This is a genomic window from Streptomyces sp. NPDC001056, assembly GCF_053598955.1.
Genome location: NZ_JBSFLI010000025.1, coordinates 49,650 through 72,774 on the forward strand (window position 1 = coordinate 49,650; position 23,125 = coordinate 72,774).

The 23,125-nt window shown below is 72.2% G+C and carries 21 protein-coding genes; 8 read left to right on the forward strand and 13 right to left on the reverse strand.

Annotated features, from left to right (window positions below):
* Nucleotides 1–47 precede the first annotated feature (47 nt).
* From ACWDD7_RS26460 to ACWDD7_RS26485, 6 genes are all read right to left on the reverse strand, one after another.
* Nucleotides 48–1,817, reverse strand: a complete 1,770-nt coding sequence (locus ACWDD7_RS26460) for an IucA/IucC family protein (protein ID WP_450459206.1) — start codon at nucleotides 1,815–1,817, stop codon at nucleotides 48–50.
* On the reverse strand, nucleotides 1,814–2,347 hold the full coding sequence (locus tag ACWDD7_RS26465; RefSeq protein WP_450459208.1) for a GNAT family N-acetyltransferase: 534 nt from the start codon (nucleotides 2,345–2,347) through the stop codon (nucleotides 1,814–1,816). Before ACWDD7_RS26465 ends, ACWDD7_RS26460 begins: the two co-directional genes overlap by 4 nt.
* Entirely contained in the window at nucleotides 2,344–3,627 is a 1,284-nt protein-coding gene (locus ACWDD7_RS26470) for a lysine N(6)-hydroxylase/L-ornithine N(5)-oxygenase family protein (protein WP_450459209.1), read from the reverse strand. Before ACWDD7_RS26470 ends, ACWDD7_RS26465 begins: the two co-directional genes overlap by 4 nt.
* Nucleotides 3,611–5,053, reverse strand: a complete 1,443-nt coding sequence (gene desA / locus ACWDD7_RS26475; protein WP_450459210.1) for a lysine decarboxylase DesA — start codon at nucleotides 5,051–5,053, stop codon at nucleotides 3,611–3,613. The genes ACWDD7_RS26470 and desA overlap by 17 nt, the downstream gene beginning before the upstream one ends.
* 126 nt (nucleotides 5,054–5,179) lie before the next feature.
* On the reverse strand, nucleotides 5,180–6,025 hold the full coding sequence (locus ACWDD7_RS26480) for a siderophore-interacting protein (RefSeq protein ID WP_351876366.1): 846 nt from the start codon (nucleotides 6,023–6,025) through the stop codon (nucleotides 5,180–5,182).
* Nucleotides 6,026–6,068: 43 nt separating this feature from the next.
* Complete coding sequence (locus ACWDD7_RS26485; protein WP_450459211.1) at nucleotides 6,069–7,115, reverse strand: ABC transporter substrate-binding protein; 1,047 nt, start codon at nucleotides 7,113–7,115, stop codon at nucleotides 6,069–6,071.
* A 107-nt stretch (nucleotides 7,116–7,222) separates the two neighbouring features.
* On the opposite strand from ACWDD7_RS26485, the gene ACWDD7_RS26490 reads away from it, so the two are divergent.
* Nucleotides 7,223–7,744: a hypothetical protein gene (locus ACWDD7_RS26490; RefSeq protein WP_450459212.1), complete on the forward strand. Its 522-nt coding sequence runs from the start codon at nucleotides 7,223–7,225 to the stop codon at nucleotides 7,742–7,744.
* 29 nt (nucleotides 7,745–7,773) lie between these two features.
* Entirely contained in the window at nucleotides 7,774–7,956 is a 183-nt protein-coding gene (locus tag ACWDD7_RS26495) for a DUF1737 domain-containing protein (protein WP_450459214.1), read from the forward strand.
* 70 nt (nucleotides 7,957–8,026) lie between these two features.
* Here ACWDD7_RS26495 and ACWDD7_RS26500 read toward each other — a convergent pair whose 3' ends face one another.
* From ACWDD7_RS26500 to ACWDD7_RS26515, 4 genes are read right to left on the reverse strand one after another with little or no spacing between them, the layout of a single operon-like run.
* Nucleotides 8,027–9,187, reverse strand: a complete 1,161-nt coding sequence (locus ACWDD7_RS26500; protein ID WP_351876373.1) for an acyl-CoA dehydrogenase family protein — start codon at nucleotides 9,185–9,187, stop codon at nucleotides 8,027–8,029.
* 5 nt (nucleotides 9,188–9,192) lie between these two features.
* Nucleotides 9,193–10,116, reverse strand: coding sequence for a hydroxymethylglutaryl-CoA lyase (locus ACWDD7_RS26505; RefSeq protein WP_450459260.1), 924 nt, complete (start codon nucleotides 10,114–10,116; stop codon nucleotides 9,193–9,195).
* A gap of 17 nt (nucleotides 10,117–10,133) precedes the next feature.
* Complete coding sequence (locus tag ACWDD7_RS26510; protein ID WP_450459216.1) at nucleotides 10,134–12,047, reverse strand: ATP-binding protein; 1,914 nt, start codon at nucleotides 12,045–12,047, stop codon at nucleotides 10,134–10,136.
* Between the two features lie 11 nt (nucleotides 12,048–12,058).
* Nucleotides 12,059–13,711: a carboxyl transferase domain-containing protein gene (locus ACWDD7_RS26515; RefSeq protein ID WP_450459217.1), complete on the reverse strand. Its 1,653-nt coding sequence runs from the start codon at nucleotides 13,709–13,711 to the stop codon at nucleotides 12,059–12,061.
* Between the two features lie 97 nt (nucleotides 13,712–13,808).
* Between ACWDD7_RS26515 and ACWDD7_RS26520 the strand changes: the two genes are divergently transcribed.
* The 4 genes from ACWDD7_RS26520 to ACWDD7_RS26535 all read left to right on the forward strand — a co-directional run bounded on the left by ACWDD7_RS26520 (nucleotide 13,809) and on the right by ACWDD7_RS26535 (nucleotide 17,308).
* Nucleotides 13,809–14,405: an SACE_7040 family transcriptional regulator gene (locus ACWDD7_RS26520; RefSeq protein WP_351876381.1), complete on the forward strand. Its 597-nt coding sequence runs from the start codon at nucleotides 13,809–13,811 to the stop codon at nucleotides 14,403–14,405.
* A gap of 177 nt (nucleotides 14,406–14,582) precedes the next feature.
* The gene (locus ACWDD7_RS26525; RefSeq protein WP_351876397.1) at nucleotides 14,583–15,740 is read left to right on the forward strand and encodes an acyl-CoA dehydrogenase family protein; all 1,158 of its coding nucleotides are present in this window, start codon (nucleotides 14,583–14,585) and stop codon (nucleotides 15,738–15,740) included.
* Nucleotides 15,741–15,776: 36 nt separating this feature from the next.
* Complete coding sequence (gene tesB / locus ACWDD7_RS26530; protein WP_351876383.1) at nucleotides 15,777–16,643, forward strand: acyl-CoA thioesterase II; 867 nt, start codon at nucleotides 15,777–15,779, stop codon at nucleotides 16,641–16,643.
* A 320-nt stretch (nucleotides 16,644–16,963) separates the two neighbouring features.
* Nucleotides 16,964–17,308 (forward strand): hypothetical protein, encoded by a 345-nt coding sequence (locus ACWDD7_RS26535; RefSeq protein ID WP_450459218.1) that lies wholly within the window; start codon nucleotides 16,964–16,966, stop codon nucleotides 17,306–17,308.
* A 74-nt stretch (nucleotides 17,309–17,382) separates the two neighbouring features.
* Here ACWDD7_RS26535 and ACWDD7_RS26540 read toward each other — a convergent pair whose 3' ends face one another.
* Entirely contained in the window at nucleotides 17,383–18,174 is a 792-nt protein-coding gene (locus ACWDD7_RS26540) for a phosphatase (protein ID WP_351876387.1), read from the reverse strand.
* Between the two features lie 82 nt (nucleotides 18,175–18,256).
* Nucleotides 18,257–19,780, reverse strand: a complete 1,524-nt coding sequence (locus tag ACWDD7_RS26545; RefSeq protein WP_450459219.1) for a PucR family transcriptional regulator ligand-binding domain-containing protein — start codon at nucleotides 19,778–19,780, stop codon at nucleotides 18,257–18,259.
* 137 nt (nucleotides 19,781–19,917) lie between these two features.
* Between ACWDD7_RS26545 and speB the strand changes: the two genes are divergently transcribed.
* Both speB and ACWDD7_RS26555 read left to right on the forward strand, forming a co-directional pair.
* Nucleotides 19,918–20,889, forward strand: coding sequence for an agmatinase (gene speB, locus ACWDD7_RS26550; RefSeq protein ID WP_351876391.1), 972 nt, complete (start codon nucleotides 19,918–19,920; stop codon nucleotides 20,887–20,889).
* Nucleotides 20,890–20,894: 5 nt separating this feature from the next.
* Nucleotides 20,895–22,580: a thiamine pyrophosphate-binding protein gene (locus ACWDD7_RS26555; protein WP_450459222.1), complete on the forward strand. Its 1,686-nt coding sequence runs from the start codon at nucleotides 20,895–20,897 to the stop codon at nucleotides 22,578–22,580.
* 123 nt (nucleotides 22,581–22,703) lie between these two features.
* Here the strand turns inward: ACWDD7_RS26555 and ACWDD7_RS26560 are convergent, their stop codons facing one another.
* Nucleotides 22,704–23,072, reverse strand: a complete 369-nt coding sequence (locus ACWDD7_RS26560) for a hypothetical protein (protein ID WP_450459223.1) — start codon at nucleotides 23,070–23,072, stop codon at nucleotides 22,704–22,706.
* Between the last annotated feature and the right edge of the window lie 53 nt (nucleotides 23,073–23,125).

Consider the following 23,125-nt stretch of genomic DNA (forward strand, 5'->3'; position numbering starts at 1 on the left):
GAGGTGGACCGGCGCCCCGGAGGACCGTACTCCGGGGCGCCGGTCCGTCAGTGTCCGGCCAGCGGATTGCGCAGCGTGCCCACCAGCTGGAGCGCCCCGGACGGGTCCGCGAGGTCCACCATCTGCCGGTTGTCGCGCAGCTGGAGCCGGTTGAGGCAGGACAGCGCGAACTCGGGCGCGAAGAGGTCGTACCGCCGGAACCGGTCGGCGAGCCGGGGGTTCGCCTCCTGGTACTCCCGGCTGATCTCCGCGACCGTCCGCCAGAACCCGTCCTCCGCGAGGATGCCTTCGGCGGCCAGGTTCGCGGCGAGGAAGCGGAAGAAGCAGTCGAAGACGTCGGTGAAGATCGACAGCAGCTTCCTGTCCTCGGGGACCTCGGCGCGGACCCGGGCCACCTCCGGCGGCAGCACGGTGTCCGGGTCCATCACCACGATCTCCTCGGCGATGTCCTTGTACACGGCCCGCCGCACCACCGCGTCCCGCAGCACCAGGACGGTGTTCTCGCCGTGCGGCATGAACGCCAGGCCGTAGGCGTAGAAGCTGTGCAGCAGCGGGACGTAGTACGCCCGCAGGTACCGCCGCAGCCACTCGGCGGGCCCGAGCCCCGAGCGCTCGATCAGGGCGCCCGCGAAGGACGCGCCGTCGTGGTCGACGTGCAGCAGGGAGGCCATGGTGGCGAGCGACTCGCCGTCCGCCAGGGAGGGCACCGGGCTCTCCCGCCACAGCGCGGCCAGCATCCTGCGGTAGGGGGAGGAGCGGTCGGTGGCCCGCTCGTACTCCAGGTGCCGGTAGCCGACGGCCGCCCGCTCGCGGATGATCGTCAGGCCGGTCCCCTTCAGCACCGGGTCGTCGTCGACGAGTCGGGCGAGCCAGTCGTTGATGGCCGGGGTGGCCTCCATGTAGGCGGCCGAGAGTCCGCGCATGAAGCCCATGTTGAGGACGGACAGGGCCGTCTTCACATAGTGCTTGTGCGGGGCGCTGGTGTTGAAGAGGGTCCGGACGGACTGCTGGGCGAGGTACTCGTCGTCGCCCTCGCCGAGCGGGACCAGGTGGCGCCGGGCCACTTCCGCGGCGAAGGTGACGGACAGCTTGTTCCACCACTGCCAGGGGTGGACCGGGATGAGGAGGTAGTCGGCCGGGTCGAGTCCCTGCGCGGTCAGTGTCCGCCCGAACCGCTCGACGGTCCGCTCGCCCAACTCGGCCCGGACGAAGCCCTCGTACTCGATCCCCGCGCCCGCCGTGAACGCGGCCCGCGACCGGTGCGCGGCCAGCCACACCAGGCGGACGGGGTGCGCGGTCTCCGGGGCGTACGACAGGTACTCGTGGATCCCGAACCCGAGCCGCCCGTTGTTCGCGACGAAGCAGGGATGGCCCTCGGTCATTCCGGTCTCGATCGCCTGGAAGCCGCTCGACGCCAGCTCGGCGGAGGTGACCCGGTGTCTGGCGAGCTTGTAGCAGGTGCCGGAGAGGGTGGCGGAGATCTCCTCCAGGTAGACCGGCAGGACGGCATCGCCGAGCCCCAGCGACTCCCTCAGGTCGATGACGAAGTCCAGTGCGGCGAGCGGGAGTTCGCGCCCCTCGCGCTCCCGGGTGAGGGAGCCGGCGTCGACCTGCCAGTGGTCGAGGGCGCGGCGCACGGCGGTGAACCGGTAGGCGGTGCGACCGTCGTCGCTGCGGACGACGTACCCCTCGCCGTCCTCTTCGGGCGTGATCAGACGCTCGTGCGCGAACTCCGCGAGCGCCTTGCGGATCAGCAGCCGATTGGCCTGCGCCCAGCGCTCGGGGGAGAGGTGGGCGACGGACTCGGCGGGCGTCACGCGGCCACCGCCTTCGTGAACCGCTCCCGCGTGCAGAAGCTCAGCAGGGCGGATTTCTCGGGCTTGCGTATCTCGCGCTCGGCCACGAACCCGACGGCCGCGTTCAGCGCGTGCACGGCCTTGTTGCGCACGTCCGGCTCCACGACGACGCGCCGTACCGCCGGGTCCTCGAAGAGGTGGGCCATGACGGCGGTGATGACGGCCCTGGTGAACCCGTGCTCGGGGGTGTCGGTGGCCGGGGTCAGGAAGTGCATGCCGACATCGCCGGGCCGCGGCTCGTAGAGGCCCACCAGTTCCCGGTGCGCGGGGTCGTACTTCTCCATGAGGAAGGCGGCACGGCCGTCCCGCAGCCCGAGGAGAGCGTGATGGTGCGGGTCGGCCGCGATCTCCGTGTACGCCCGCTCGACGTCCTCGCGTCCGGCGTCCCGCATCATCCAGAAGGCGGCCTTCGGGTGGGTGACCCAGGAGTGCAGCAGCTCGGCGTCCCCGAGCGGGTCGACGGGCCGGAAGTCGAACGTGATGTCGGTCATGCGGCGAACTCCTGGAAGGCGATGGACTTCTCGACCGGGTAGTACTCGGTGCCGAGCAGCTCGCGGATGATGCAGGCGTTGCGGTACGGGCCCATGCCCAGGTCGGGGCTGGTGATGCTGTGGGTGTGGACGCCGGCGTTCTGCAGGAAGACACCGCGCCCGGTGACGTCGATGGCGTAGTTGCGGGCCACGTCGAAGCGGCCGTGGCCGTCGAAGCGCAGCCGCTCGCGCAGCGGGGCGAGGAAGGCCGGGGGCGCGTAGCGGTAGCCGGTGGCCAGCACCAGGCCCTCGGTGCGGATCTCGAAGTCCTTGCCCTGCTCCTCCTGGCGGAAGCCCAGGGTGTAGGCGCCGCCGTCGTGACGGGCGCTGCTCAGCGAGGAGTTGGTGAGCAGCCGGGTGGGCACGGGCCGGTCCCCGCTTTCCACGTCCTTCTGGTACAGCAGGTCGAAGATCGCGTCGACGAGGTCCGAGTCGATGCCCTTGAACAGCCCCTTCTGCTGCTTCTCCAGCCGGTACCGGGTCTCCTCGGGCAGCGCGCGGAAGTAGTCGATGTAGTCCGGGGAGGTCATCTCCAGGGTCAGCTTGGTGTACTCCAGCGGGAAGAACCGCGGGGACCGGGTGACCCAGTTGAGCTGGTAGCCGTGGACGTCGATCTCGGACAGCAGTTCGTAGTAGATCTCGGCCGCGCTCTGCCCGCTGCCGACCACCGTGATGGACTTCTTGCGCCGCAACTCCGCCTTGCGGTGCATGTACTGGGAGGTGTGCAGGAAGTCCCCGGCGAGGTCCCGGCAGGACTCCGGGACGTGCGGCACCGTGCCCGTGCCGAGGACGAGGTGCCGGGCGCGGTAGGTGTCCCCGGCGGCGGTGCGCACGACGTGGACGCCGTCCGCGTACGCCACCTCGGTGACCGTCGCGCCGAACCGGACGCTGGTCAGCCTGCCGGCGGCCCAGCGGCAGTAGTCGTCGTACTCCACCCGCAGCGGGTAGAAGTTCTCGCGGATGTAGAAGGAGTACAGCCTGCCCTTCTCCTTCAGGTAGTTGAGGAAGGAGTACGGCGAGGTGGGGTCGGCGAGGGTGACCAGGTCCGACAGGAACGGGGTCTGGAGGTGGGCGCCGTCCAGGAACATCCCGGCGTGCCACTCGAAGTCGGGCTTGGACTCCAGGAAGACGGCGTCCAGTGCGGCGATCGGCTCGGTCAGGCAGGCGAGGCCCAGGTTGAAGGGGCCGAGCCCGATCCCCACGAGGTCGTGGACGCGGCTGGCTTCAGGAAGCGCGGTCAAGGGACTCTCCCAGGTACTGCTCGGCGTGGCCGGCGATCAGATCGAGGACGGCGGCGATGTCGGCCGGCCTCGTCTCGGGGTTGAGCAGGGTGAACTTCAGATAGTGGCGGCCCCCCACCGTGGTGCCCGCGACCACGGCGTCGCCGGCGGCGGACAGGGCCTGGCGGGCGTACAGGTTCGCGCGGTCGATCTCGGCCGGGTCGGTGACGGCGGCCGGGACGCAGCGGAAGACGAGGGTGGACAGGGCCGGCTCGACCACCACGTCGAACCGGGGGTCGGCGGCGAGCAGGCCCCACCCCTCGACCGCCAGGTCCACGACCTCGTCGAAGAGTTCGCCGATGCCGTCGGCGCCCATGGTGCGCAGGGTCAGCCACAGCTTGAGGGCGTCGAAACGGCGGGTGGTCTGCAAGGACTTGTCGACCTGGTTGGGGATGCGCTCGCGCACCATGCGGCGCGGGTTGAGGTAGTCGGCGTGGTAGGTGGCGTGCCGCAGGGTGGCTCCGTCGCGCACCAGCACGGCCGACGAACTGACCGGCTGGAAGAAGGACTTGTGGTAGTCGACGGTGACCGAGTCGGCGCGCTCGATGCCGTCGATGCGGTGCCGGTACTTGCGCGAGGCGAGCAGCCCGCAGCCGTAGGCCGCGTCCACGTGCAGCCACGTGCCGTACCGGGCGCACAGCCCGGCGATCTCGGGCAGCGGGTCGATGGAGCCGAAGTCGGTGGTGCCCGCGGTGGCGACGACCGCCATGGGCACCAGGCCCTCGGCGCGGCAGCGCTCCAGCTCGTGGGCGAGGGCGACGGTCCGCATGCGCTTGTCGCGGTCCACGGGGACGGTGACGACCGCGTCCGGGCCGAGCCCGAGCAGTTTCGCCGACTTCCGCACGCTGAAGTGGCTGGTCGCGGAGGCGAGGACGCGCAGTCCCGCCAGGTCGTCGCTCTTGGCCTCCTCCCGTGCCAGCAGCAGCGCCTGGAGGTTGGACTGGCTGCCCCCGGAGGTGAACACGCCGTCCGCGGCCGGGCCGAGGCCGAGCCGCCCGGTCGTCCAGTCGATCAGCTTGCGCTCGATGAGCGTGGCGCCGGCCGACTGGTCCCAGGTGTCCAGCGAGGAGTTGACCGCGGACAGCACGGCCTCCCCGAGCACCGCCGGGATGACGACCGGGCAGTTGAGGTGGGCGAGGTAGCGGGGGTGGTGGAAGTAGACGGCGTCCCTCAGGTAGACGTCCTCCAGCTCGTCCAGGACGGCGGCGGTGTCGCCGAGCGGCCGGTCCAGGTCGATGGCGTCGACGCGGGGGGCGAGGCCGTCCACCGTGACGCCGGTGAAGGGGCGCTCGGTGGCGGCGAGTTTGGCTGCCACCCGCTCGACTCCTTCGGTCACGGAGCGGCGGTAGTGCTCCGTCGTGAGGCCATTGAGCAGGTGGGAGCGCATGGGGGGTCCTCCGGGGGGGAAGTCCATGGGAAGTCCGTCTCTTCAAATTTAGGTTAGCCTAACCTAAGTTTTTTGGATCAAGGCATGCGTGTGCGGAGGGTGCGGCTTTCAGGGGGGAGGGGGTGCCTACTCGCCGGTCGCCCGGAGCTGTTCCTCGGTCAGTCCCCGCCGCCAGTACCCGACGAAGGTCACCCGGCGCCGGTCGACCCCGCGCTCCCGGACGAAGTGCCGCCGTAGCTCCTTCACCTGGCCGCACTCGCCGGCGATCCAGACGTAGGGGCGGGCGGCGCCGGGAAGCCGGGCGCCCCGTACGGCGTCGAGGGGAGCGGGATCGCCCTCCCCGCGCACCAGCCAGGTGATCTCCGCGGCGGCGTCCGTGCGCACGTCCTGGATGTCACCGGCGTGCGGCACCTGGAGCCAGGCGCGGACGCGGGTGTCCGCCGGAAGGGATTCGAGGATCGCGGTCGCGGCGGGTACGGCGGTCTCGTCGCCCCACATCACCACGAGGTCGGTGTCCTCGGGTGGCCGGAACCTGATGGCCCGGTTGTCGGCGAGCGCGGGCCCGAGCACGAGCACCCGGTCCCCGGGGACGGCCCGCGCGGCCCACCGGGAGGCGGGCCCGGCGGGAGTGGCCGCCCCGGGCCCGACCCCGTGCAGGGCGAAGTCGATGTCGATCTCGTCCGGCTCGCGCCGCAGCTCCCGCAGGGTGTACGACCGCATCACGGCCCGTACGCCGTCCGGCAGTTCGCGCCACTTGCGCCACCAGCCGTCCCCGAGGTCGAGCGGCACGACGGGCTCCTTCTGCCCGGGGTGCGGCAGGAACAGGGAGAGGGACTGGTCGCGCCCGTCGGAGTGGAGGTCGCGCAGATCGCTTCCGCCGAAGGTGACGCGCACGAGGGACGGCCCGAGTCTTCGCGTGCGCACGACCCGCAGGGCGAAGAACGTGAAGGGGACGACGGCGGCCGTGGTCATGGGGGCTCCTGGGGGAAGCGGAGGGACTGTCCGAAGGGGGCGCCTAGCCGACCTTCCTCGCCTTCTCCAGCGCCTCCGCGAGCGTCGTCAGCAGCGGCACGCACTTGTCGTACGACAGAATCGGCTCGGGCGAGCGCGCGATGACCTGCCCCGCCCTGACCGCGGGGAGCTTCTTCCACGTCGGCTTGGCGATGTCCGCGGGCTGGATCGCCGAGGACCGGTCGTCCATCATGATGATGTCGGCCCGGTACTTGTCGACGTTCTCCCAGCTCAGCGACTCGTACCAGCCGCCGCCCTGCTTCTTCGCGCTCTCCGGCGGCTCCACGAAGTTCACTCCGAGGGCCTTGAAGTACTCAAGGTCGATGGAGAGGTCCGTGCCGGAGACGTAGAAGAGCTGGTCACTCGCGCTGCCGGCCATCACCTTGAGGTGCGGCTTGGCCCTGGCCGCCGCCCGCAGCCGGGACGCGGCCGCCTCGAACCGCTTCTTCGCGTCGACGACCTCGGCCGCCTCCATGTCCGCGCCGAGCGACGCGGCCAGGTCCCACATCCGCTGGAGCGGCTGGGTGAGCTGCCGGTCGTACACGGAGATGCCGACGCCGGGCGCGAGTTCGGCGATCTGCTTCGCGGACTGCTCGGGGACGTACCAGAGGGTTCCGGCGTCGTCGAACATCGTGCTGATCAGCACGTCGGGGGCGAGCGAGGCGTATTTCTCGACGTTGAACTGCCCCCAGGTGTTGCCGAGGACGGTCACCTTGCTGACGTCCATGTCGCCGGCCTGGACGTCGGGCTTGCCGTCCGCGGTGGTCGTGGGGCCGAAGACGCCCTTGACCCGGACGCCGTAGTCGTGGAGCGCGGCGCCGACGCCGGTGAAGGCGACGATGTTCGCGGGGACCCTGTCGAGCTTCACGGTCTTCCCGCGGTCGTCCTCGAACGACCAGGGCCCCGACTGCGCCGCCGCCGACCCGCCTCCGGCCCCCTGGGCTCTGCCCTGGTCGTCCCCGCAGGCCGCGAGGGCGACGCCGAGTCCTACGGCACCGCCCGCGGCGAGCAGACCGCGGCGGGAGAGCTGGATGGCACGGGCATGGGACATGGGTACGACCGCTTTCGAACGGGGCGCGACGCCCGCCGGACAAGTGCGATCTTAGGTTAGCCTAACCTTCCTTTCCGTCCAGGGCGTCGGGGTGCGAGTGTGGGCGCGTGGTGGAGAGCGAGAAGGCGGAAGGAGCGGGCGGAACCAGCGGTGGCGGCGGCAGGCTCTATGCGTACCGGGTGCGGGGGGCCGGTCGTAGCGGGGTGGTCCTGTGGGCCGGGGGCCGGGGGGACGAGCCCGATCGGGTGCTGACCTCGGCGGAAGCCGGGCGCTGTCGGGTGCCGGTGTTCGTGACGGTTCGGCAGGCGCGGACGTACGCGCGGCGGCGGGGGTGGAGGCCGGCCGCTTCCGAGGGCGGCCCGCTGGAACTCGTCCGTGTGCAGCGCTGGCTGGCGGACCCGTTGCGCCGGCGCGTCCCCGCGGGCGCGGTGCTGGAGGCGTGGAACTTCTTCGAGGATCTGGCCCGGGGGCTCGGCGCGGTCCACCGGCTGCCCCGGCAGGGCGCGGTGCACGACAGCGCCTACGAGAAGCTGTTCGCGGGCGAGTGCGCCGACTGGACCCCCGACGAGCGGCGCGCGGTGCTGGAACTGGTCGCGGCCGGGGTGGAACTGTGGGACTCCTCGTCCTGACGGCGGGTCCGGCTGGAATCCTTGCCCCCATGAGCACACCCCCCGACGGCCTGCCCGTCTACCGCGTCCTCACCGGCCCCGACGACGCCGCCTTCTGTCGCCGGGTCAGCGAAGCCCTGGCCCTCGGCTACGAACTCCACCAGGGTCCGGCCGTCACCTTCGACGGCGAACGCGTCGTGGTCGCACAGGCGGTGCTCTGGCCTGCGCGCTGAGCCGGACACCGGACAGAGCGAGGGGGCACGTCCCGGTGGACGTGCCCCCTCACCCGGCGGTTCGAAGGGCTCAGCCCGCCAGGCCCAGCTCCCGTGCGATCAGCATCCGCTGGACCTCGCTCGTGCCCTCGCCGATCTCCAGGATCTTGGAGTCGCGCCACATTCGGGCCACCGGGTACTCGTTCATGAAGCCGTAGCCGCCGTGGATCTGCGTGGCCTCGCGGGCGTTGTCGACGGCGATGGTGGAGGAGTACAGCTTGGCCATCGCCGCCTCCTTCTTGAAGGGCTCGCCGGCGACCAGGCGGTAGGCGGCGTCGCGCCAGGCGAGGCGGGCCGTGTGGGCCTTCATCTCCATGTCGGCGATCTTGAACTGGATCGCCTGGTTGGCGCCGATCGGCCGGCCGAAGGCGTGCCGCTCCTTGGCGTACTTCACCGACTCGTCCACACAGCCCTGCGCCAGACCCGTTGCGAGGGCGGCGATGGCGATGCGGCCCTCGTCCAGGATGCGCAGGAACTGGGCGTACCCGCGGCCCTCCTGGCCCACCAGGTTGGCGGCCGGGACGCGGACGTCCACGAAGGACAGCTCACGCGTGTCGGAGGCGTTCCAGCCCACCTTGGAGTACGGCGCCGCCACCGTGAAGCCCGGGGTGCCGGACGGCACGATGATCGCGGAGATCAGCGGCCTGCCGTCGGGCTTGCGGCCGGTGACCGCGGTGACCGTGACCAACCCGGTGATGTCCGTACCGGAGTTGGTGATGAAGCACTTCGAGCCGTTGATCACCCATTCGTTCGTGTCCGGGTCCAGACGGGCCGTCGTACGGGTCCCGCCCGCGTCCGAGCCGCAGTCCGGCTCGGTCAGGCCGAAGCCGCCGAGCATCTCGCCCGAGCACAGCCGGGGCAGCCACTCGCGCTTCTGCTCCTCGGTGCCGAACAGATGGATCGGCATCGCGCCGAGCGAGACGCCGGCCTCCAGGGTGATCGCCACCGAGGAGTCCACCCGGGCCAGTTCCTCAAGGGCGATGCCGAGCGCCAGGTAGTCACCGCCCATGCCGCCGTACTCCTCCGGGAACGGCAGCCCGAACAGGCCCATGCGGCCCATCTCGCGGACGATCTCGTAGGGGAACTCGTGCCGCTCGTAGAAGTCGCCGATCTTCGGCGCCACGACATCGTGCGCGAACTCCTCCACCGTACGGCGGAGTTCCTCCAGCTCGGGGCTGAGGCGGTGGTCCATGCAGATCACTGGTCCTTGTGGGAGAGAGCGCGGACGGTACGGGAGGGGCTGGGCCGGTCCAGACGGTCGGCCATCCACACACTGGTGGCGGTGAGGCGGTCGAGGTCGACGCCGGTCTCGATGCCGAGGCCGTGCAGCATCCACACCAGGTCCTCGGTGGCGAGGTTGCCGGTGGCGGACTTGGCGTACGGGCAGCCGCCGAGCCCGCCGGCGGACGCGTCGACCGTCGTCACGCCGTGCTCCAGGGCCGCGTAGGTGTTCGCGAGCGCCTGGCCGTAGGTGTCGTGGAAGTGCACGCCGATCTCGTCGGTCGGCACGCCCTCCTCGTTGAGCAGGTTCAGGAGTTCCTGGACGTGCCCGGGGGTGGCCACGCCGATCGTGTCGCCGAGGCTCAGCTCGTCGCAGCCCATGTTCCGCAGGGCGGTGCAGACGCGGGCCACCTGGTGCAGCGGGACCGCGCCTTCCCACGGGTCGCCGAAGCACATGGAGACATAGCCGCGCACGCGCGCGCCCGCGTCCCTGGCCTGGCGCACCACCGGCTCGAACACCGCGAGGGACTCGTCCACCGTGCGGTTGAGGTTGGCCTTGGCGAAGGACTCCGTGGCGCTGGCGAACACCGCGATCCGGTCGGCGCCGAGGGCCAGCGCCCGGTCCAGGCCGCGCTGGTTGGGCACGAGGACGGGAAGCTCGACCCCGGGCAGGTCCCGCACCTGCGGGAACAGCTGCTCCGCGTCGGCGAGCTGGGGGACCCACTTGGGGTGCACGAAGCTCGTCGCCTCGACGGTCGTGAGGCCCGCTTCGGCCAGGCGGCGGATGAACTCCGCCTTCACGTCGGTCGGTACGGCGCCCTTCTCGTTCTGCAGCCCGTCGCGCGCGCCGACCTCGTAGATCCGCACCCGGTCGGGCAGGCCCGAGGCCGGTACGACCATGGGCAGTCGCTCGGTGCTCACTCCGTCTCCTCCTTCGGCGCGATGACGGCCAGCACCTGGTCCATGGCGACCGTGGAACCGGGCGTCACGTCCAGCTCGGCGACGGTGCCCGCGTGCGGGGCGGAGATGACGTGCTCCATCTTCATCGCCTCCACCACCAACAGGCTCTGACCGGCGGCGACCTCGTCCCCGACGGCGACCTTGACCACGGTCACCGTGCCGGGCATCGGCGCGGTCAGCGAGTCGGCGCCCGCGTGCGCCGCGTGGCTCAGCGAGTCGGCCACCGGGTCGTGGTCGCGTACCTGCCAGGCGTCGCCGTCCCGGCCGATCCAGTCACCGGCATGGCGGAAGGTGTGCCGGACGCCGTCGAGGGTGACGGCCACGGTGTCGCCGGTGACGGTCGCGGTGCCGCGCGGGGTGTACGTCACCGGTTCCTGGACCCGCAGGTGGAAGGCGAGCGGCTTCGGGGTGCCGCCGAGCCGCCAGCCGCTCGGCACCGAGAAGGGGTCGGTCCAGCCGTCGCCGGAAGGCTTCAGCGCCTGCGCGCGGACGGCGGCCGCCGCCTCGTACACCTCCTCCGGCACGTCCGTGCCGACCAGTTCGTCCACGACCCGCTCGACCAGGCCGGTGTCCAACTCACCGGCCACCACGGCCGGATGGCCGAGCAGCCGGCGCAGGAAGCCCGCGTTGGTCTGCACGCCCAGCGTGACCGTCCCGGCCAGGGCCGCCCGGAGCCCCCGCAGCGCGGTCGCGCGGTCGGGGCCGTACGCGATCACCTTGGACAGCATCGGGTCGTACAGGCTGCCGACCTCGGTGCCCTCGCTGAGCCCGGAGTCGGTGCGCACGCCGTCGCCCTGCGGCTCGTCCAGCAGCAGCACCGTGCCGCCGGAGGGCAGGAAGCCGCGGGCCGGGTCCTCGGCGCAGATACGGGCCTCGACCGCGTGCCCGGTCAGCCGCACGTCGTCCTGCGTGAAGTCCAGCGGCTCACCGGCGGCCACCCGCAGCTGCCACTCGACCAGGTCGAGCCCGGTCACCAACTCGGTGACGGGGTGCTCCACCTGGAGACGGGTGTTCATCTCCATGAAGTAGTACTGCGACGGGTCGACGCCCGGCACGATGAACTCCACCGTGCCCGCGCCCCGGTACCCGCACGAGCGCGCCGCCTGCACGGCCGCCTCGCCCATCGCCGCGCGCGTGGCCTCGTCGAGGAGGACGCTCGGCGCCTCCTCGATGATCTTCTGGTGCCGCCGCTGGAGCGAGCACTCGCGCTCGCCGAGGTGCAGCACGTTGCCGTGGCCGTCGGCCAGCACCTGGATCTCGATGTGCCGGGGGCGGTCGATCCACCGCTCCACCAGCAGGGTGTCGTCGCCGAAGGAGGCGCGGGCCTCGCGGCGGGCGGCGGCGATCTCCTCGTCCAGGACCGCGAGGTCCCGCACCAGGCGCATGCCCTTGCCGCCACCGCCGGCCGACGGCTTGAGCAGCACCGGGGCACCCAACTCATGGGCGGCATCGGCCAGTTCGGGGTCACGGCCGCCGGGGACCACCGGCACCCCGGCCGCCTTCACGGTCTCCTTGGCGCGGATCTTGTCGCCCATCAGCGCGATGGCGTCCGCGGAGGGGCCGACGAAGGCCAGGCCCGCCTCCTCGCAGGCGCGCGCGAAGGCGGCGTTCTCGGCGAGGAAGCCGTAGCCGGGGTGGATGGCCTGCGCACCCGTACGGGCGGCGGCCTCCAGCAGCCGTTCCACCGAGAGGTAGCTCTCCGCCGCCGGGGCCGGGCCGATCCGGACCGCCGTGTCGGCCTCCCGGACGTGCCGCGCGCCCGCGTCGGCGTCGGAGAAGACCGCCACCGAGCGCACGCCCAGCCGGCGGAGCGTACGGATGACCCGTACCGCGATCTCGCCGCGGTTGGCGACCAGCACTGTGTCGAACACGGTTCCCCTCCTCACATCCGGAAGACGCCGAACTGGGGCTCTCCCAGTGGCGCGTTGGCGCAGGCCGTCAGGGCGAGTCCGAGCACCTGACGGGTCTCCATCGGGTCGATCACGCCGTCGTCCCAGAGGCGGGCGGTCGCGTAGTAGGCGTTGCCCTGCGTCTCGTACTGCGCGCGGATCGGCGCCTTGAAGGTCTCCTCGTCCTCGGCGGACCAGGTCTCGCCCCGGCCCTCCAGCTGGTCGCGCTTGACCGTGGCGAGGACGCTGGCGGCCTGCTCGCCGCCCATGACGGAGATCTTGGCGTTGGGCCACATCCACAGGAAGCGGGGGGAGTAGGCCCGGCCGCACATCGAGTAGTTGCCCGCGCCGTACGAGCCGCCGACGACGACGGTCAGTTTGGGCACGCGGGTGCAGGCCACCGCGGTCACCATCTTGGCGCCGTGCTTGGCGATGCCGCCCGCCTCGTAGTCCCTGCCGACCATGAAGCCGGAGATGTTCTGGAGGAACACCAGCGGGATGCCGCGCTGGTCGCACAGTTCGATGAAGTGCGCGCCCTTCTGGGCGGACTCCGAGAAGAGGATGCCGTTGTTGGCGACGATGCCGACCGGGTGGCCGTGGACGCGCGCGAATCCGGTGACCAGCGTCTGGCCGTACTCGCTCTTGAACTCGGCGAACCGGGAGCCGTCGACCACGCGCGCGATGATCTCGCGGACGTCGTAGGGGGTGCGGGAGTCGACCGGCACCGCGCCGTACAGCCCGGCGGGGTCCACCTTCGGCTCGACGGCCGGCGCGACCTCCCAGGGCAGCGACCGGCGGGCCGGCAGGGTGGCGACGATGTTCCGCACGATCCGCAGCGCGTGCGCGTCGTCCTCCGCGAGGTGGTCGGTGACGCCGGAGGTCCGGGAGTGGACCTCGCCGCCGCCCAGCTCCTCGGCGGTGACCACCTCGCCGGTGGCCGCCTTCACCAGCGGGGGGCCGCCCAGGAAGATGGTGCCCTGGTTGCGGACGATCACCGCTTCGTCGCTCATCGCCGGGACGTACGCGCCGCCCGCCGTGCAGGAGCCGAGGACGGCCGCGATCTGCGGGATGCCGGCGCCGGACATCCGGGCCTGGTTGTAGAAGATCCGCCCGAAGTGCTCGCGGTCCGGGAACACCTCGTCCTGCATCGGCAGGAAGGCGCCGCCCGAGTCGACCAGGTAGAGGCAGGGCAGCCGGTTGTCGAGGGCCACCTCCTGGGCGCGCAGGTGCTTCTTGACGGTCATCGGGTAGTACGTGCCGCCCTTGACGGTCGCGTCGTTCGCGACGATCACGCACTCGCGCCCGCTGACCCGGCCGATCCCGGCGATCACCCCGGCGGCCGGCGCCTGCCCGTCGTACAGCCCGTCGGCCGCGAGCGGGGCCAGCTCCAGGAAGGGCGAGCCGGGATCGAGGAGTGTGTCGACCCGGTCCCTCGGCAGCAGCTTGCCGCGCGCGGTGTGCCGGGCCCGCGCCCGCTCCCCGCCGCCGAGCGCCGCCGCGGCCAGCTTGCCGCGCAACTCCTCGACCAGCGCGAGATGGGCCTGTTCATTGGCCCGCCAGGCCTCCGACGCGGGCTCTTCCCCCACGCTCGAAAGAACTCGCGCGGGGGCGCCCCCACCGCTCCGGAGTTCCGGTGCCTCCTGCATCCTGCGGTCCCCTCACCCGGTGCTCGAACCGGTTAATGAGCGTTAACCATTTCCTTCAGGTTAACGACCGCTAACCTCGCTGTCTAGAATCGTCTTCATGGCCAGAACCGACGCCCCGACCCGCCGCGAGCAGATCCTCAAGGAGGCCGCCCGCCTCTTCGCCGAGCGCGGCTTCCACGGCGTCGGCGTGGACGAGATAGGAGCGGCGGTCGGCATCAGCGGCCCCGGCCTGTACCGGCACTTCCCGGGCAAGGACGCGATGCTCGCCGAGCTGCTGGTGGGCATCAGCGGCCAGCTGCTCACGGGCGCCAGGCGGCGGCTCGCGGAGGCCGACGGGGACGCCCGCGCCTCGGCGGTCCTGGACTCCCTCATCGAGGGCCACATCGACTTCGCCCTGGACGACCGGCCGCTGATCACCCTGCACGACCGTGAGCTGGACCGGCTGCGTGACAGCGACCGCAAGCTGGTGCGCCAGCTCCAGCGGCAGTACGTCGAGCTGTGGGTGGAGGTGGTCCGCGAGGTCTACCCGGCGCTGACCGAGCCCACCGCGCGCTCCGCCGTCCACTCGGTCTTCGGCCTGCTCAACTCCACCCCGCACCTGGGCCGCGCGGGCACCCTCCCGGGCCGCGGGGCCACGGCGGCGCTGCTGCACCGGATGGCGCGGGGGGCGTTCGCGGCGGCCGGTTCCGCGTAGTCCGGCGCGCGGGCTCCGGCACTCCCGGCCGCCCGTCGCGGCCGGGCGCGCCCCCCGCGTGACGAGCGTTACCTCCGGCCACCCCTGGACGGGCTCCCTACTCGCCGGTACGCTCGCATGAGCAAGCGCTTAGACATGCACTTTTCCGGCATGCCGAGGTACGTGGAGGTGGGCGGCGTGCGCCGTACGGTGTTCAACGAGGATCACGAGGCGTTCCGGGAGACCCTGCGCGCCTTCATCGAGGCCGAGGTCGTACCGGTGTACGACGAGTGGTTCGCGGCGGGCCAGGCGCCCCGCGACTTCTACTACAAGCTCGGCGAGCTGGGCATCTTCGGCATCAACGTCCCGGAGGAGTTCGGCGGCGCGGGCCTGGAGAGCCACAAGTTCGAGGCCGTCCTCTACGAGGAGACCGCCCGCGCGGGCGTCCAGTTCGGTGGCTCCGGCGTGCACGTGCTGCTCGCCCTGCCGTACATCAAGATGCTGGCCACGGACGAGCAGAAGAAGCGTTACCTGCCGAAGTTCGTCACCGGCGAGGAGATGTGGGCCATCGCGATGACGGAGCCGGGCACCGGTTCCGACCTCGCGGGCATGAAGTCCACCGCCAAGCTCAGCGAGGACGGCACGCACTACGTCCTCAACGGCGCCAAGACCTTCATCACCGGTGGCGTGCACGCCGACCGCGTGATCGTGTGCGCCCGCACCGCCGCGCCCACCGCCGAGGACCGCCGCCACGGCATCTCCCTGTTCGCGGTGGACACCAAGTCCGAGGGCTACTCCGTCGGCCGCAAGCTGGACAAGCTCGGCCTGAAGACCTCCGACACCGCCGAGCTGGCCTTCGTGGACGTCAAGGTCCCCGTCGAGGACCTGCTGGGCGAGGAGAACAAGGGCTTCTACTACCTCGGCCACAACCTGGCCTCCGAGCGCTGGGGCATCGCCTTCGGCGCCTACGCGCAGGCCAAGGCCGCCGTCCGGTTCGCCAAGCAGTACGTGCAGGAGCGCACCGTCTTCGGCAAGCCGGTCGCGCACTTCCAGAACACCAAGTTCGAGCTGGCCGCCTGCCAGGCCGAGGTGGACGCCGCCGAGGCCGTCGCCGACCGCGCCACCGAGGCCCTGGACGCCGGCGAGCTGACCCCCGCCGAGGCCGCCTCCGCCAAGCTGTTCTGCACCGAGGTCGCCCACCGCGTCATCGACCGCTGCCTCCAGCTGCACGGCGGCTACGGGTACATGAACGAGTACCCGATCGCCCGCCTGTACGCGGACAACCGCGTCAACCGCATCTACGGCGGCACCAGCGAGATCATGAAGACGATCATCGCCAAGGACATGGGTCTGTAAGGTCCCCGCAATCACTGGCGGGTACAACTACACGTCATGAGTCAGGCACTCCAGGAACTCCTCGATCTGCTCGACCTCGAACAGATCGAGGAGGACATCTTCCGCGGCCAGTCCCGCTCCGCCGTCGTGCCCCGCGTCTTCGGCGGGCAGGTCGCGGCGCAGGCGCTGGTCGCCGCCGGGCGCACGGTCCCCGCGGACCGGCCCGCCCACTCCCTGCACGCGTACTTCCTGCGCCCCGGCGACCCCGGCGCGCCCATCGTCTACACCGTCGACCGCATCCGCGACGGCCGGTCCTTCACCACCCGCCGCGTGGTCGCCGTCCAGCACGGCAAGCCGATCTTCCATCTCTCGGCGTCCTTCCAGACGTACGAGGAGGGGCTCGAACACCAGGCGCCGATGCCGTCCGCGCCCGACCCGGCGACGCTGCCCACCTCCCAGGAGCGGCTGCGCGGCTACGGCCATCTCGCGCCCGACGTGGTGGAACGCTTCCTGGAGGCACGCGAGGCGGTCGACCTCAGGTACGTGGACGAGCCGCCGTACGGCCGCTACGGCGAGCCGCGCGAGCCGCACAGCCAGGTGTGGTTCCGCACCAACGGCAAGCTGGACGACGACCCGCTGCTGCACGTCGTCCTCGCCACCTATGTCTCCGACATGACCCTGCTCGACTCCGTGCTGCTCGCACACGGCCGCGGCGGCTGGGCGGTCGGCGACGTGGTGGGCGCCTCCCTGGACCACGCGATGTGGTTCCACCGCCCGTTCCGCGCCGACGAATGGCTGCTGTACGACCAGGAATCGCCCTCCGCGCACGGCGGCCGCGGCCTCGGTCAGGCCCGCATATACACCCAGGACGGGCGGCTCGCCATCACGGTCATCCAGGAGGGCGTGGTCCGCGTCCCCCGCTAGCCCTGTTGCGGCATTGGTTTCCTGAGGTGCCAAGTGACGGGTGCGGTACTAGGCTCAGTGAGTGAAAGCCGCGAGTGCACGGCATGCGCGGCCGACGAGGTTCGGGGAAACCACCTCTGACCTCAGCCGCGGTATCTGATGGCGCGCCAGCGTCCGGACGGACCGCAGGCGTCGGCCGTATCGGTGTGCCGCACATGGTTCCAAGCGGCTGACATCCGAAGACCGCGCCGCACCGAGGTCTTCTGTGTGCGGTGGCGGCCATCCGCCTCGCGTACTCCCGCCCGGGAGCCGTGAGAGACGATGGAACGGAAGGTATCTCTATGCGAGCACAACGCACGAGGCGTCTCTTCGCGCTGTCCGCCGCCGGCATGCTGCTGGCCGGTGGAGCCGCCCTCGGCGCCGCGGGCACCGCCTCGGCGACGACCTACGGCCACAGCGACCACGGCTCCTACAGCAGGGGCTGCGACGACGGCTGGTGGAACGACGACTGCGGTGGTTACGACCACGGTGGTTACGGCCACGGTGGTTACGACCACGGTGGTTACGGCCACGGCGGTTACGACCACGGTGGTTACGGTCACGGTGGCCACGGTGGCCACGGCGGTCACGGCGGTCACGGTGGACACGGCGGTCACGGTGGACACGGTGGTGGCCACGGCCGCTGAGCCGCATTCCGGCGGAACTCGATGTGCGGTCCCGTTCGCGGGGCCGCACATCCCTGTGTCCGGGGCCGGTTGGGCTACTGGTCCAGACCGGCCTCGGCCAGCAGATACGCGGTCATGGGGTCGTAGAAACGCGGGCTGACCACGTGGTCGTCCAGCGGCACCGCGACCTGGAGGGTGCCCTCCGACTCGGCGAGGAACAGCGCGGGGTCGTTGCAGTCGGCGTATCCGACCGAGTCCAGGCCGTGCTGCGCCGCGTAGCCGGCCCAGCCGTGGTCGGCGACCACCAGGTCGGGCAGGGGGCGCCCGGCCTGCTCAAGTCCGGTGAGGACGGCCCGCATCGGCGCCCCGGAGTGGGTGTGCCACAGCGTCGCCCCGTGCTCCAGGACGGCCACGTCCGCGAACTGCATGACGTACCCCTCCTCCGTCTGGAGCCCGTCCGGGATGACGACGATCTCGCAGCCGGCGGCGCGCAGCGCGGCGGCCGTGGCCCGGTGCACATCCAGCAGGCCACCCGGGTGCCCGGTCGCGAACAGCACCCGCTCGTGCCCCCCGGCCGCCTTGCGCAGCCGTGCCGCGAGCCGGTCGAGCCCGTCCACGGTCAGCTCGGGGTCGATGGTGTCCTGGCCGTACCGGTACTCCGGGTCGTCGTTGACGCCCACCCGCTCGGCCATCACCGCGAGCACGTCCTGCTCGTCCGCCCAGCGCTCGCCCAGCTCCAGGCCGAGCCAGAAGTTGCGGTCGCCGTTGGCCAGCCTGCGGTAGTGGGAGAGGTTGTTCTCGCGGGGCGTGGCGACGTCCCCCGCGATACGGGTCCTCACCAGGTGGTCGACGAGCTGGGCGCGGCTGGGTGTCCCGGGTATCGGCATGGCACCCATTGTGGAGCAGCCGGGCGCGGGCGTCCCCGGGGTTTCGCCCGCTGGGACGGGCGTCACCTCCGCTTCGGCGGCCTCAGGAGTGCCGTAGCGCGAACCACAACTCCATGCGTACGTCCGGATCGTCCAGGTCGGCGTCCAACAGCTGGGCGCTGCGGGCGACGCGTTGGCGCACGGTGTTGCGGTGCACACCCAGCGCCACCGCCGTGCGGTCCCAACTGCCGTGCAGGGAAAGCCAGGTTCGCAGCGTCTCCACCAGGGCGGGCCGCGGGGCGAGCGGCGCGAGCAGGGTACGGGCGTGCGCCCGCGCCTCCGCCTCGGGCACCAGCTCGGACAACGCGGGCCGCGCGCCGTGCCGGACCAGCGGGGCGCGGGTGGCGCGGGCGCGGGCCAGGGCGCGGGCCGCCTGGACGTCGGCGGCGGGCCATCCGCCGGGCCCCGCGGGCGCGCTGACGCCGAGGGTCCAGCCGGGCACCGGGGCGGGTTCCCGGCCGGCGGGCGCGAGGACGCGTACGACCTCGCCGTCCAGGTCGACCAGGGGTGAGCCCAGGGCGGCGCCGAGGGCGGAGGCGGCGACGGGGTCGGGCGCCCGCCGTTCGGGCCGTGCGTGGACGACGATCCGGTCGCCGGCGCCGGCGCCGTCGTCGTCGCCGTCTTCGAGCAGCGGTGCGACCTCTTGCGGCGAGGCCCCGAGCAGCAGCCGTACCAGCGCGGAGGAGCGCGCCGCCCCCGTGCCGCTGTGCTGCTCCCCGGTGAGCAGCGACAGCAGCACCGCGCCCACCGAGGCGATGGTGTGGTCCCCGCCCGCGCGCCGCCCGGCGGCGATCCCGAGCACGAACCCCTCGCCGGAGCCGAGGGCGTAGGCGGACAGATGGGTGCCGTCGACGGTGTCGGCGGCGGAGGCGGGCGTGGCCGGCCCGGCCGGGCGTACGACCTCGGTCAGCCTCCGCAGGGCTTTTCCGGCGGCGGGTGCCGGCTCCCGCCCGGCCGCCGCGATCTCCGTGCCGTCGGGGCCGTACAGGACCGCGTGGCCGGTCAGCCGCTGGGCGAGCCGGCGCAGCACGGAGGGGACCGGGTCGGGACGGGCGGCGGCCGAGGCGAGGCTCTGCTGGGCCTCGGTGACCCGGCGCAGCTCGGCCAGCCGGGCCTGCGCCATCAGCTGCCACACCGCGCGCGCCACACCCGAGAAGGTGGTCTGCGGCGGGACCTCCAGGAGGGGCAGCCCATGGGTGTCGCAGGCGGTGACCAGGGCGCCCGGCACCGTGTCGTGCACCGGGGCCAGCCCGAAGCCGAGGGCCGCGCCGCCCGCCGCGACGATCCGGGCGACGTACGCGTCGAAGAAGGCGCCGGGCGCCGACGCGTCGGGGATCTGCACACCGGCCGTGAGCAGCAGCTCGCCGCCCAGGAGATAGGGGAAGGGATCGGCCATCTCCGAGGTGTGCGCCCAGTGGATGACGACGTCCGGGCCGGCGGGGCCGGCGATCTGGCGCAGGGCGAGGTCGTCGCGGGCGAGGAGGGCGGAGAGGGGGACCGGCGGGGTCGGGGGGACGGGGGCGTTCGAAGCCGGGGCGTCCGCGATCGGGGTGCCCGTCTCCGCCATGGTGTGCACTTCCTTCGTTCCGTACCCCATCTATGGATGAAACGTACACTTCGAAGTATCTGCCGGGCCACCTAGGGTCGATCCCGGGACATCGCCCCCCACGAGGCAGCCAGGACGCAGGAAAGAAGGCACACGCAATGAGCAGCAACGAGACGCCCCGCGGCCCCGTCGACTCCTCCCGCGTCCCGCGGTACGCCGGTCCCGCGACCTTCGCCCGGCTGCCCCGCCTGGACGAGGTCGGCACCGCCGACGTCGCCGTGGTGGGCGTGCCGTTCGACTCCGGCGTCTCGTACCGGCCGGGCGCCCGCTTCGGCGGCAACGCCATCCGCGAGGCGTCCCGGCTGCTGCGCCCCTACAACCCCGCGCAGGACGCGTCGCCGTTCGCGCTCGCGCAGGTGGCGGACGGCGGCGACATCGCGGTGAACCCGTTCAACATCAACGAGGCCGTCGAGACGATCGAGGCAGCGGCCGACGACCTGCTCGGCACGGGCGCCCGGCTGATGACGCTGGGCGGCGACCACACCATCGCGCTGCCGCTGCTGCGCTCGGTGGCGAAGAAGCACGGTCCCGTCGCCCTGCTCCACTTCGACGCGCACCTGGACACCTGGGACACCTACTTCGGCGCCGAGTACACCCACGGCACGCCGTTCCGCCGCGCGGTGGAGGAGGGCGTCCTCGACACCTCCGCCCTCTCGCACGTGGGCACGCGCGGCCCGCTGTACGGCAAGCAGGACCTGACGGACGACGAGAAGATGGGCTTCGGCATCGTCACCTCCGCGGACGTCTACCGCCGGGGCGCGGACGAGGTGGCCGACCAGCTCCGCCAGCGCATCGGCGACCGCCCGCTGTACATCTCCATCGACATCGACTGCCTCGACCCGGCGCACGCCCCCGGCACGGGCACGCCCGAGGCGGGCGGCATGACCTCGCGCGAGCTGCTGGAGATCCTGCGCGGGCTGGCGTCCTGCAACCTGGTCTCGGCGGACGTGGTGGAGGTGGCCCCGGCGTACGACCACGCCGAGATCACGTCCGTGGCGGCCTCCCACACGGCCTACGAGCTGACCACCATCATGTCCCGCCAGATCGCGGCGGCCCGGAAGGGCGCGTAACCGGGGTGACGCACGACCACGACCCGGTGCTCCGCCCGACCGCCGCCCAGCGGGAGGCCGCGCTCAGTCCTCCCCCGGGCCGCAACGGCGGGGACCTGGTCGTGGAGACCCTGGCCGGGCTGGGCGCGACGACCGTCTTCGGCCTGCCCGGCCAGCACGCGCTGGGCATGTTCGACGCGCTGCGGCGCTCCTCGCTCCGCTACGTGGGCCTGCGGATGGAGAACAACGCGGGCTTCGCGGCGGACGCGTACGGCCGCATGACGGGCGAGGCGGCCCCGCTGTTCCTCTCGACGGGTCCGGGCGCGCTGATGTCCCTGGCCGCGTTGCAGGAAGCGGCCTCTGCCTCGGCCCCCGTCCTGGCCGTCGGCAGCCAGGTCCCGACGGCGGGCCTGGGCGGCGGCCGCCACGGCTACCTCCATGAACTCCCGGACCAGGCCGCGTCGTTCCGTGGTGTGGTGAAGTCCGTCCACACGGTCCGCGCCCAGTCCCAGATCCCCTCGGCGATCGCCGCGGCCTGGAAGTCGGCCCTCACGGCCCCGCACGGCCCGGTGTGGGTGGAGATCCCGCAGGACGTCCTGCTGGCCCCGACGTCGCTGCCGGTGGTGACGGCGCTGGACGCGACGCCGGACGACCTGGTGCCGCGGCCGGAACTGACGGCGGTGGCGGCGGAGTTGCTGTCGGGCGCGGCCCGCCCGGCGATCATCGCGGGCGGCGGCGTCGTTCGCGCGGACGCCTCGGGCAAGCTGCTCCGGCTGGCGGAGCTGCTGGACGCGCCCGTGGTGACGACGTTCGGCGGCAAGGGCGCGTTCCCGTGGGAGCACCCGCTGTCCCTCCGGTCCTGGCTGGAGGACAGGTACACGACCGACTTCCTGGAGGACGCGGACGTCCTGCTGGTCGTGGGCTCGGGCCTGGGCGAACTCTCCTCGAACTACCACACGTTCAAGCCCCGCGGCCGGGTGATCCAGATCGAGGCGGACCTCGGCAAGCTGGAGTCGAACCACCCCGCCCTGGGCATCCACGCGGACGCCCGCCTGGCGTTGCAGGCGCTGCTGGAGACGGCGGAGGAGCGGACGGACCCTTCGGCGCCGGAACGCGTACGGGACGTCCTGTCCCGGGTCGCGGAGCGCATCGCGTCCCAGGAACTCACGCTGGAGCAGGAGGTGTTGGGCGCCGTCCGCCGTGCGCTCCCCTCCGGCGCCTCCTCCTTCTGGGACATGACGATCCTGTCCTACTGGGCCTGGTCCGCCTTCGACCCCCGGGGCGCGAACGCGATGCACTCGGCCCAGGGCGCCGGCGGCCTGGGCTACGCCTTCCCGGCCGCCCTGGGCGCGGCGGCGGCCGACCCCACCCAGCCGGTACTGGCCGTCTCGGGCGACGGCGGCGCGCTCTACTCCGTCGCCGAGCTGGCCACGGCCCGCCAGCACGACCTCCCGGTCACCTGGCTGATCATCGACGACGGCGGCTACGGCATCCTCCGCGAGTACATGACGGACGCCTTCGGCGAGCCGACGGCGACGGAACTGACCCGCCCCGACTACGTGGCCCTGGCGGAGTCCTTCGGCGTCCCCGGTGTCCTCACGACCCCCGAGACCCTGGAACCCGACCTCACCCGGGCCCTGTCCACCCCGGGCCCCTCGGTGGTCGTACTCCCGGCGGTCCTGCGGATGTTCGCACCGACGCACCTGGGCTAGCCGGAGCTCTCCCGGACGAGGACCCCCGGCCCGTCGGGCGTGACGACCGGGACCCACGCCTCGTCGAGGACGAGGGGCCTGCCGCGACTCCCGGTCCGCTTCCCTCCGCAGCCGGTCAGGCGGTCACATCGGCAGGTCCGGGAACTTCTCCCGGAACAATGCCATTTGGGCCTCGTACCCCGCCCTGTGCTCCACCAGCCCCTTCTCCGTCATGGGGCCCGTGACGGCCGGGCCCGCGTCCAGGAAGTCCGGGATGCGGCGGAACGCCTCGGCCGCCGCGGGCCAATGGGCGCCGGTGCGGGACTTGGTGAGGAGGTCGTACGGCGCGGGTTTGAGGGCGAGGCGGTCTATGCGGCCCTGGGGGTGGTCCTTGGGGGAGTGGTCGTCCGGGGTGGCCGGTGTCGTGTCGGTGCCCGCCGCGAGGCGCAGGACGGCGAGGGCGGCGAAGAGGCGGCCCGACCTGGTGTAGGGGGATTCGTTCTGCTCCGGCATGGACGAAGCATTGCCAGCCGTTGGTCAGTTGGAACACTCACCTTGAGAACATG

What these genes read in the sequence shown, in the direction of transcription:
- ACWDD7_RS26540 (WP_351876387.1), bottom strand. Translation starts at nt 18,174, where the DNA reads ATGCCGATACCCGGGACACCCAGCCGCGCCCAGCTCGTCGACCACCTG.
- ACWDD7_RS26535 (WP_450459218.1), top strand. Translation starts at nt 16,964, where the DNA reads ATGCGAGCACAACGCACGAGGCGTCTCTTCGCGCTGTCCGCCGCCGGC.
- ACWDD7_RS26465 (WP_450459208.1), bottom strand. Translation starts at nt 2,347, where the DNA reads ATGACCGACATCACGTTCGACTTCCGGCCCGTCGACCCGCTCGGGGAC.
- ACWDD7_RS26560 (WP_450459223.1), bottom strand. Translation starts at nt 23,072, where the DNA reads ATGCCGGAGCAGAACGAATCCCCCTACACCAGGTCGGGCCGCCTCTTC.
- ACWDD7_RS26515 (WP_450459217.1), bottom strand. Translation starts at nt 13,711, where the DNA reads ATGCAGGAGGCACCGGAACTCCGGAGCGGTGGGGGCGCCCCCGCGCGA.
- ACWDD7_RS26485 (WP_450459211.1), bottom strand. Translation starts at nt 7,115, where the DNA reads ATGTCCCATGCCCGTGCCATCCAGCTCTCCCGCCGCGGTCTGCTCGCC.
- ACWDD7_RS26520 (WP_351876381.1), top strand. Translation starts at nt 13,809, where the DNA reads ATGGCCAGAACCGACGCCCCGACCCGCCGCGAGCAGATCCTCAAGGAG.
- ACWDD7_RS26480 (WP_351876366.1), bottom strand. Translation starts at nt 6,025, where the DNA reads ATGACCACGGCCGCCGTCGTCCCCTTCACGTTCTTCGCCCTGCGGGTC.
- ACWDD7_RS26495 (WP_450459214.1), top strand. Translation starts at nt 7,774, where the DNA reads ATGAGCACACCCCCCGACGGCCTGCCCGTCTACCGCGTCCTCACCGGC.
- desA (WP_450459210.1), bottom strand. Translation starts at nt 5,053, where the DNA reads ATGCGCTCCCACCTGCTCAATGGCCTCACGACGGAGCACTACCGCCGC.
- ACWDD7_RS26545 (WP_450459219.1), bottom strand. Translation starts at nt 19,780, where the DNA reads ATGGCGGAGACGGGCACCCCGATCGCGGACGCCCCGGCTTCGAACGCC.
- ACWDD7_RS26500 (WP_351876373.1), bottom strand. Translation starts at nt 9,187, where the DNA reads ATGGACCACCGCCTCAGCCCCGAGCTGGAGGAACTCCGCCGTACGGTG.
- speB (WP_351876391.1), top strand. Translation starts at nt 19,918, where the DNA reads ATGAGCAGCAACGAGACGCCCCGCGGCCCCGTCGACTCCTCCCGCGTC.
- tesB (WP_351876383.1), top strand. Translation starts at nt 15,777, where the DNA reads ATGAGTCAGGCACTCCAGGAACTCCTCGATCTGCTCGACCTCGAACAG.
- ACWDD7_RS26505 (WP_450459260.1), bottom strand. Translation starts at nt 10,116, where the DNA reads ATGGTCGTACCGGCCTCGGGCCTGCCCGACCGGGTGCGGATCTACGAG.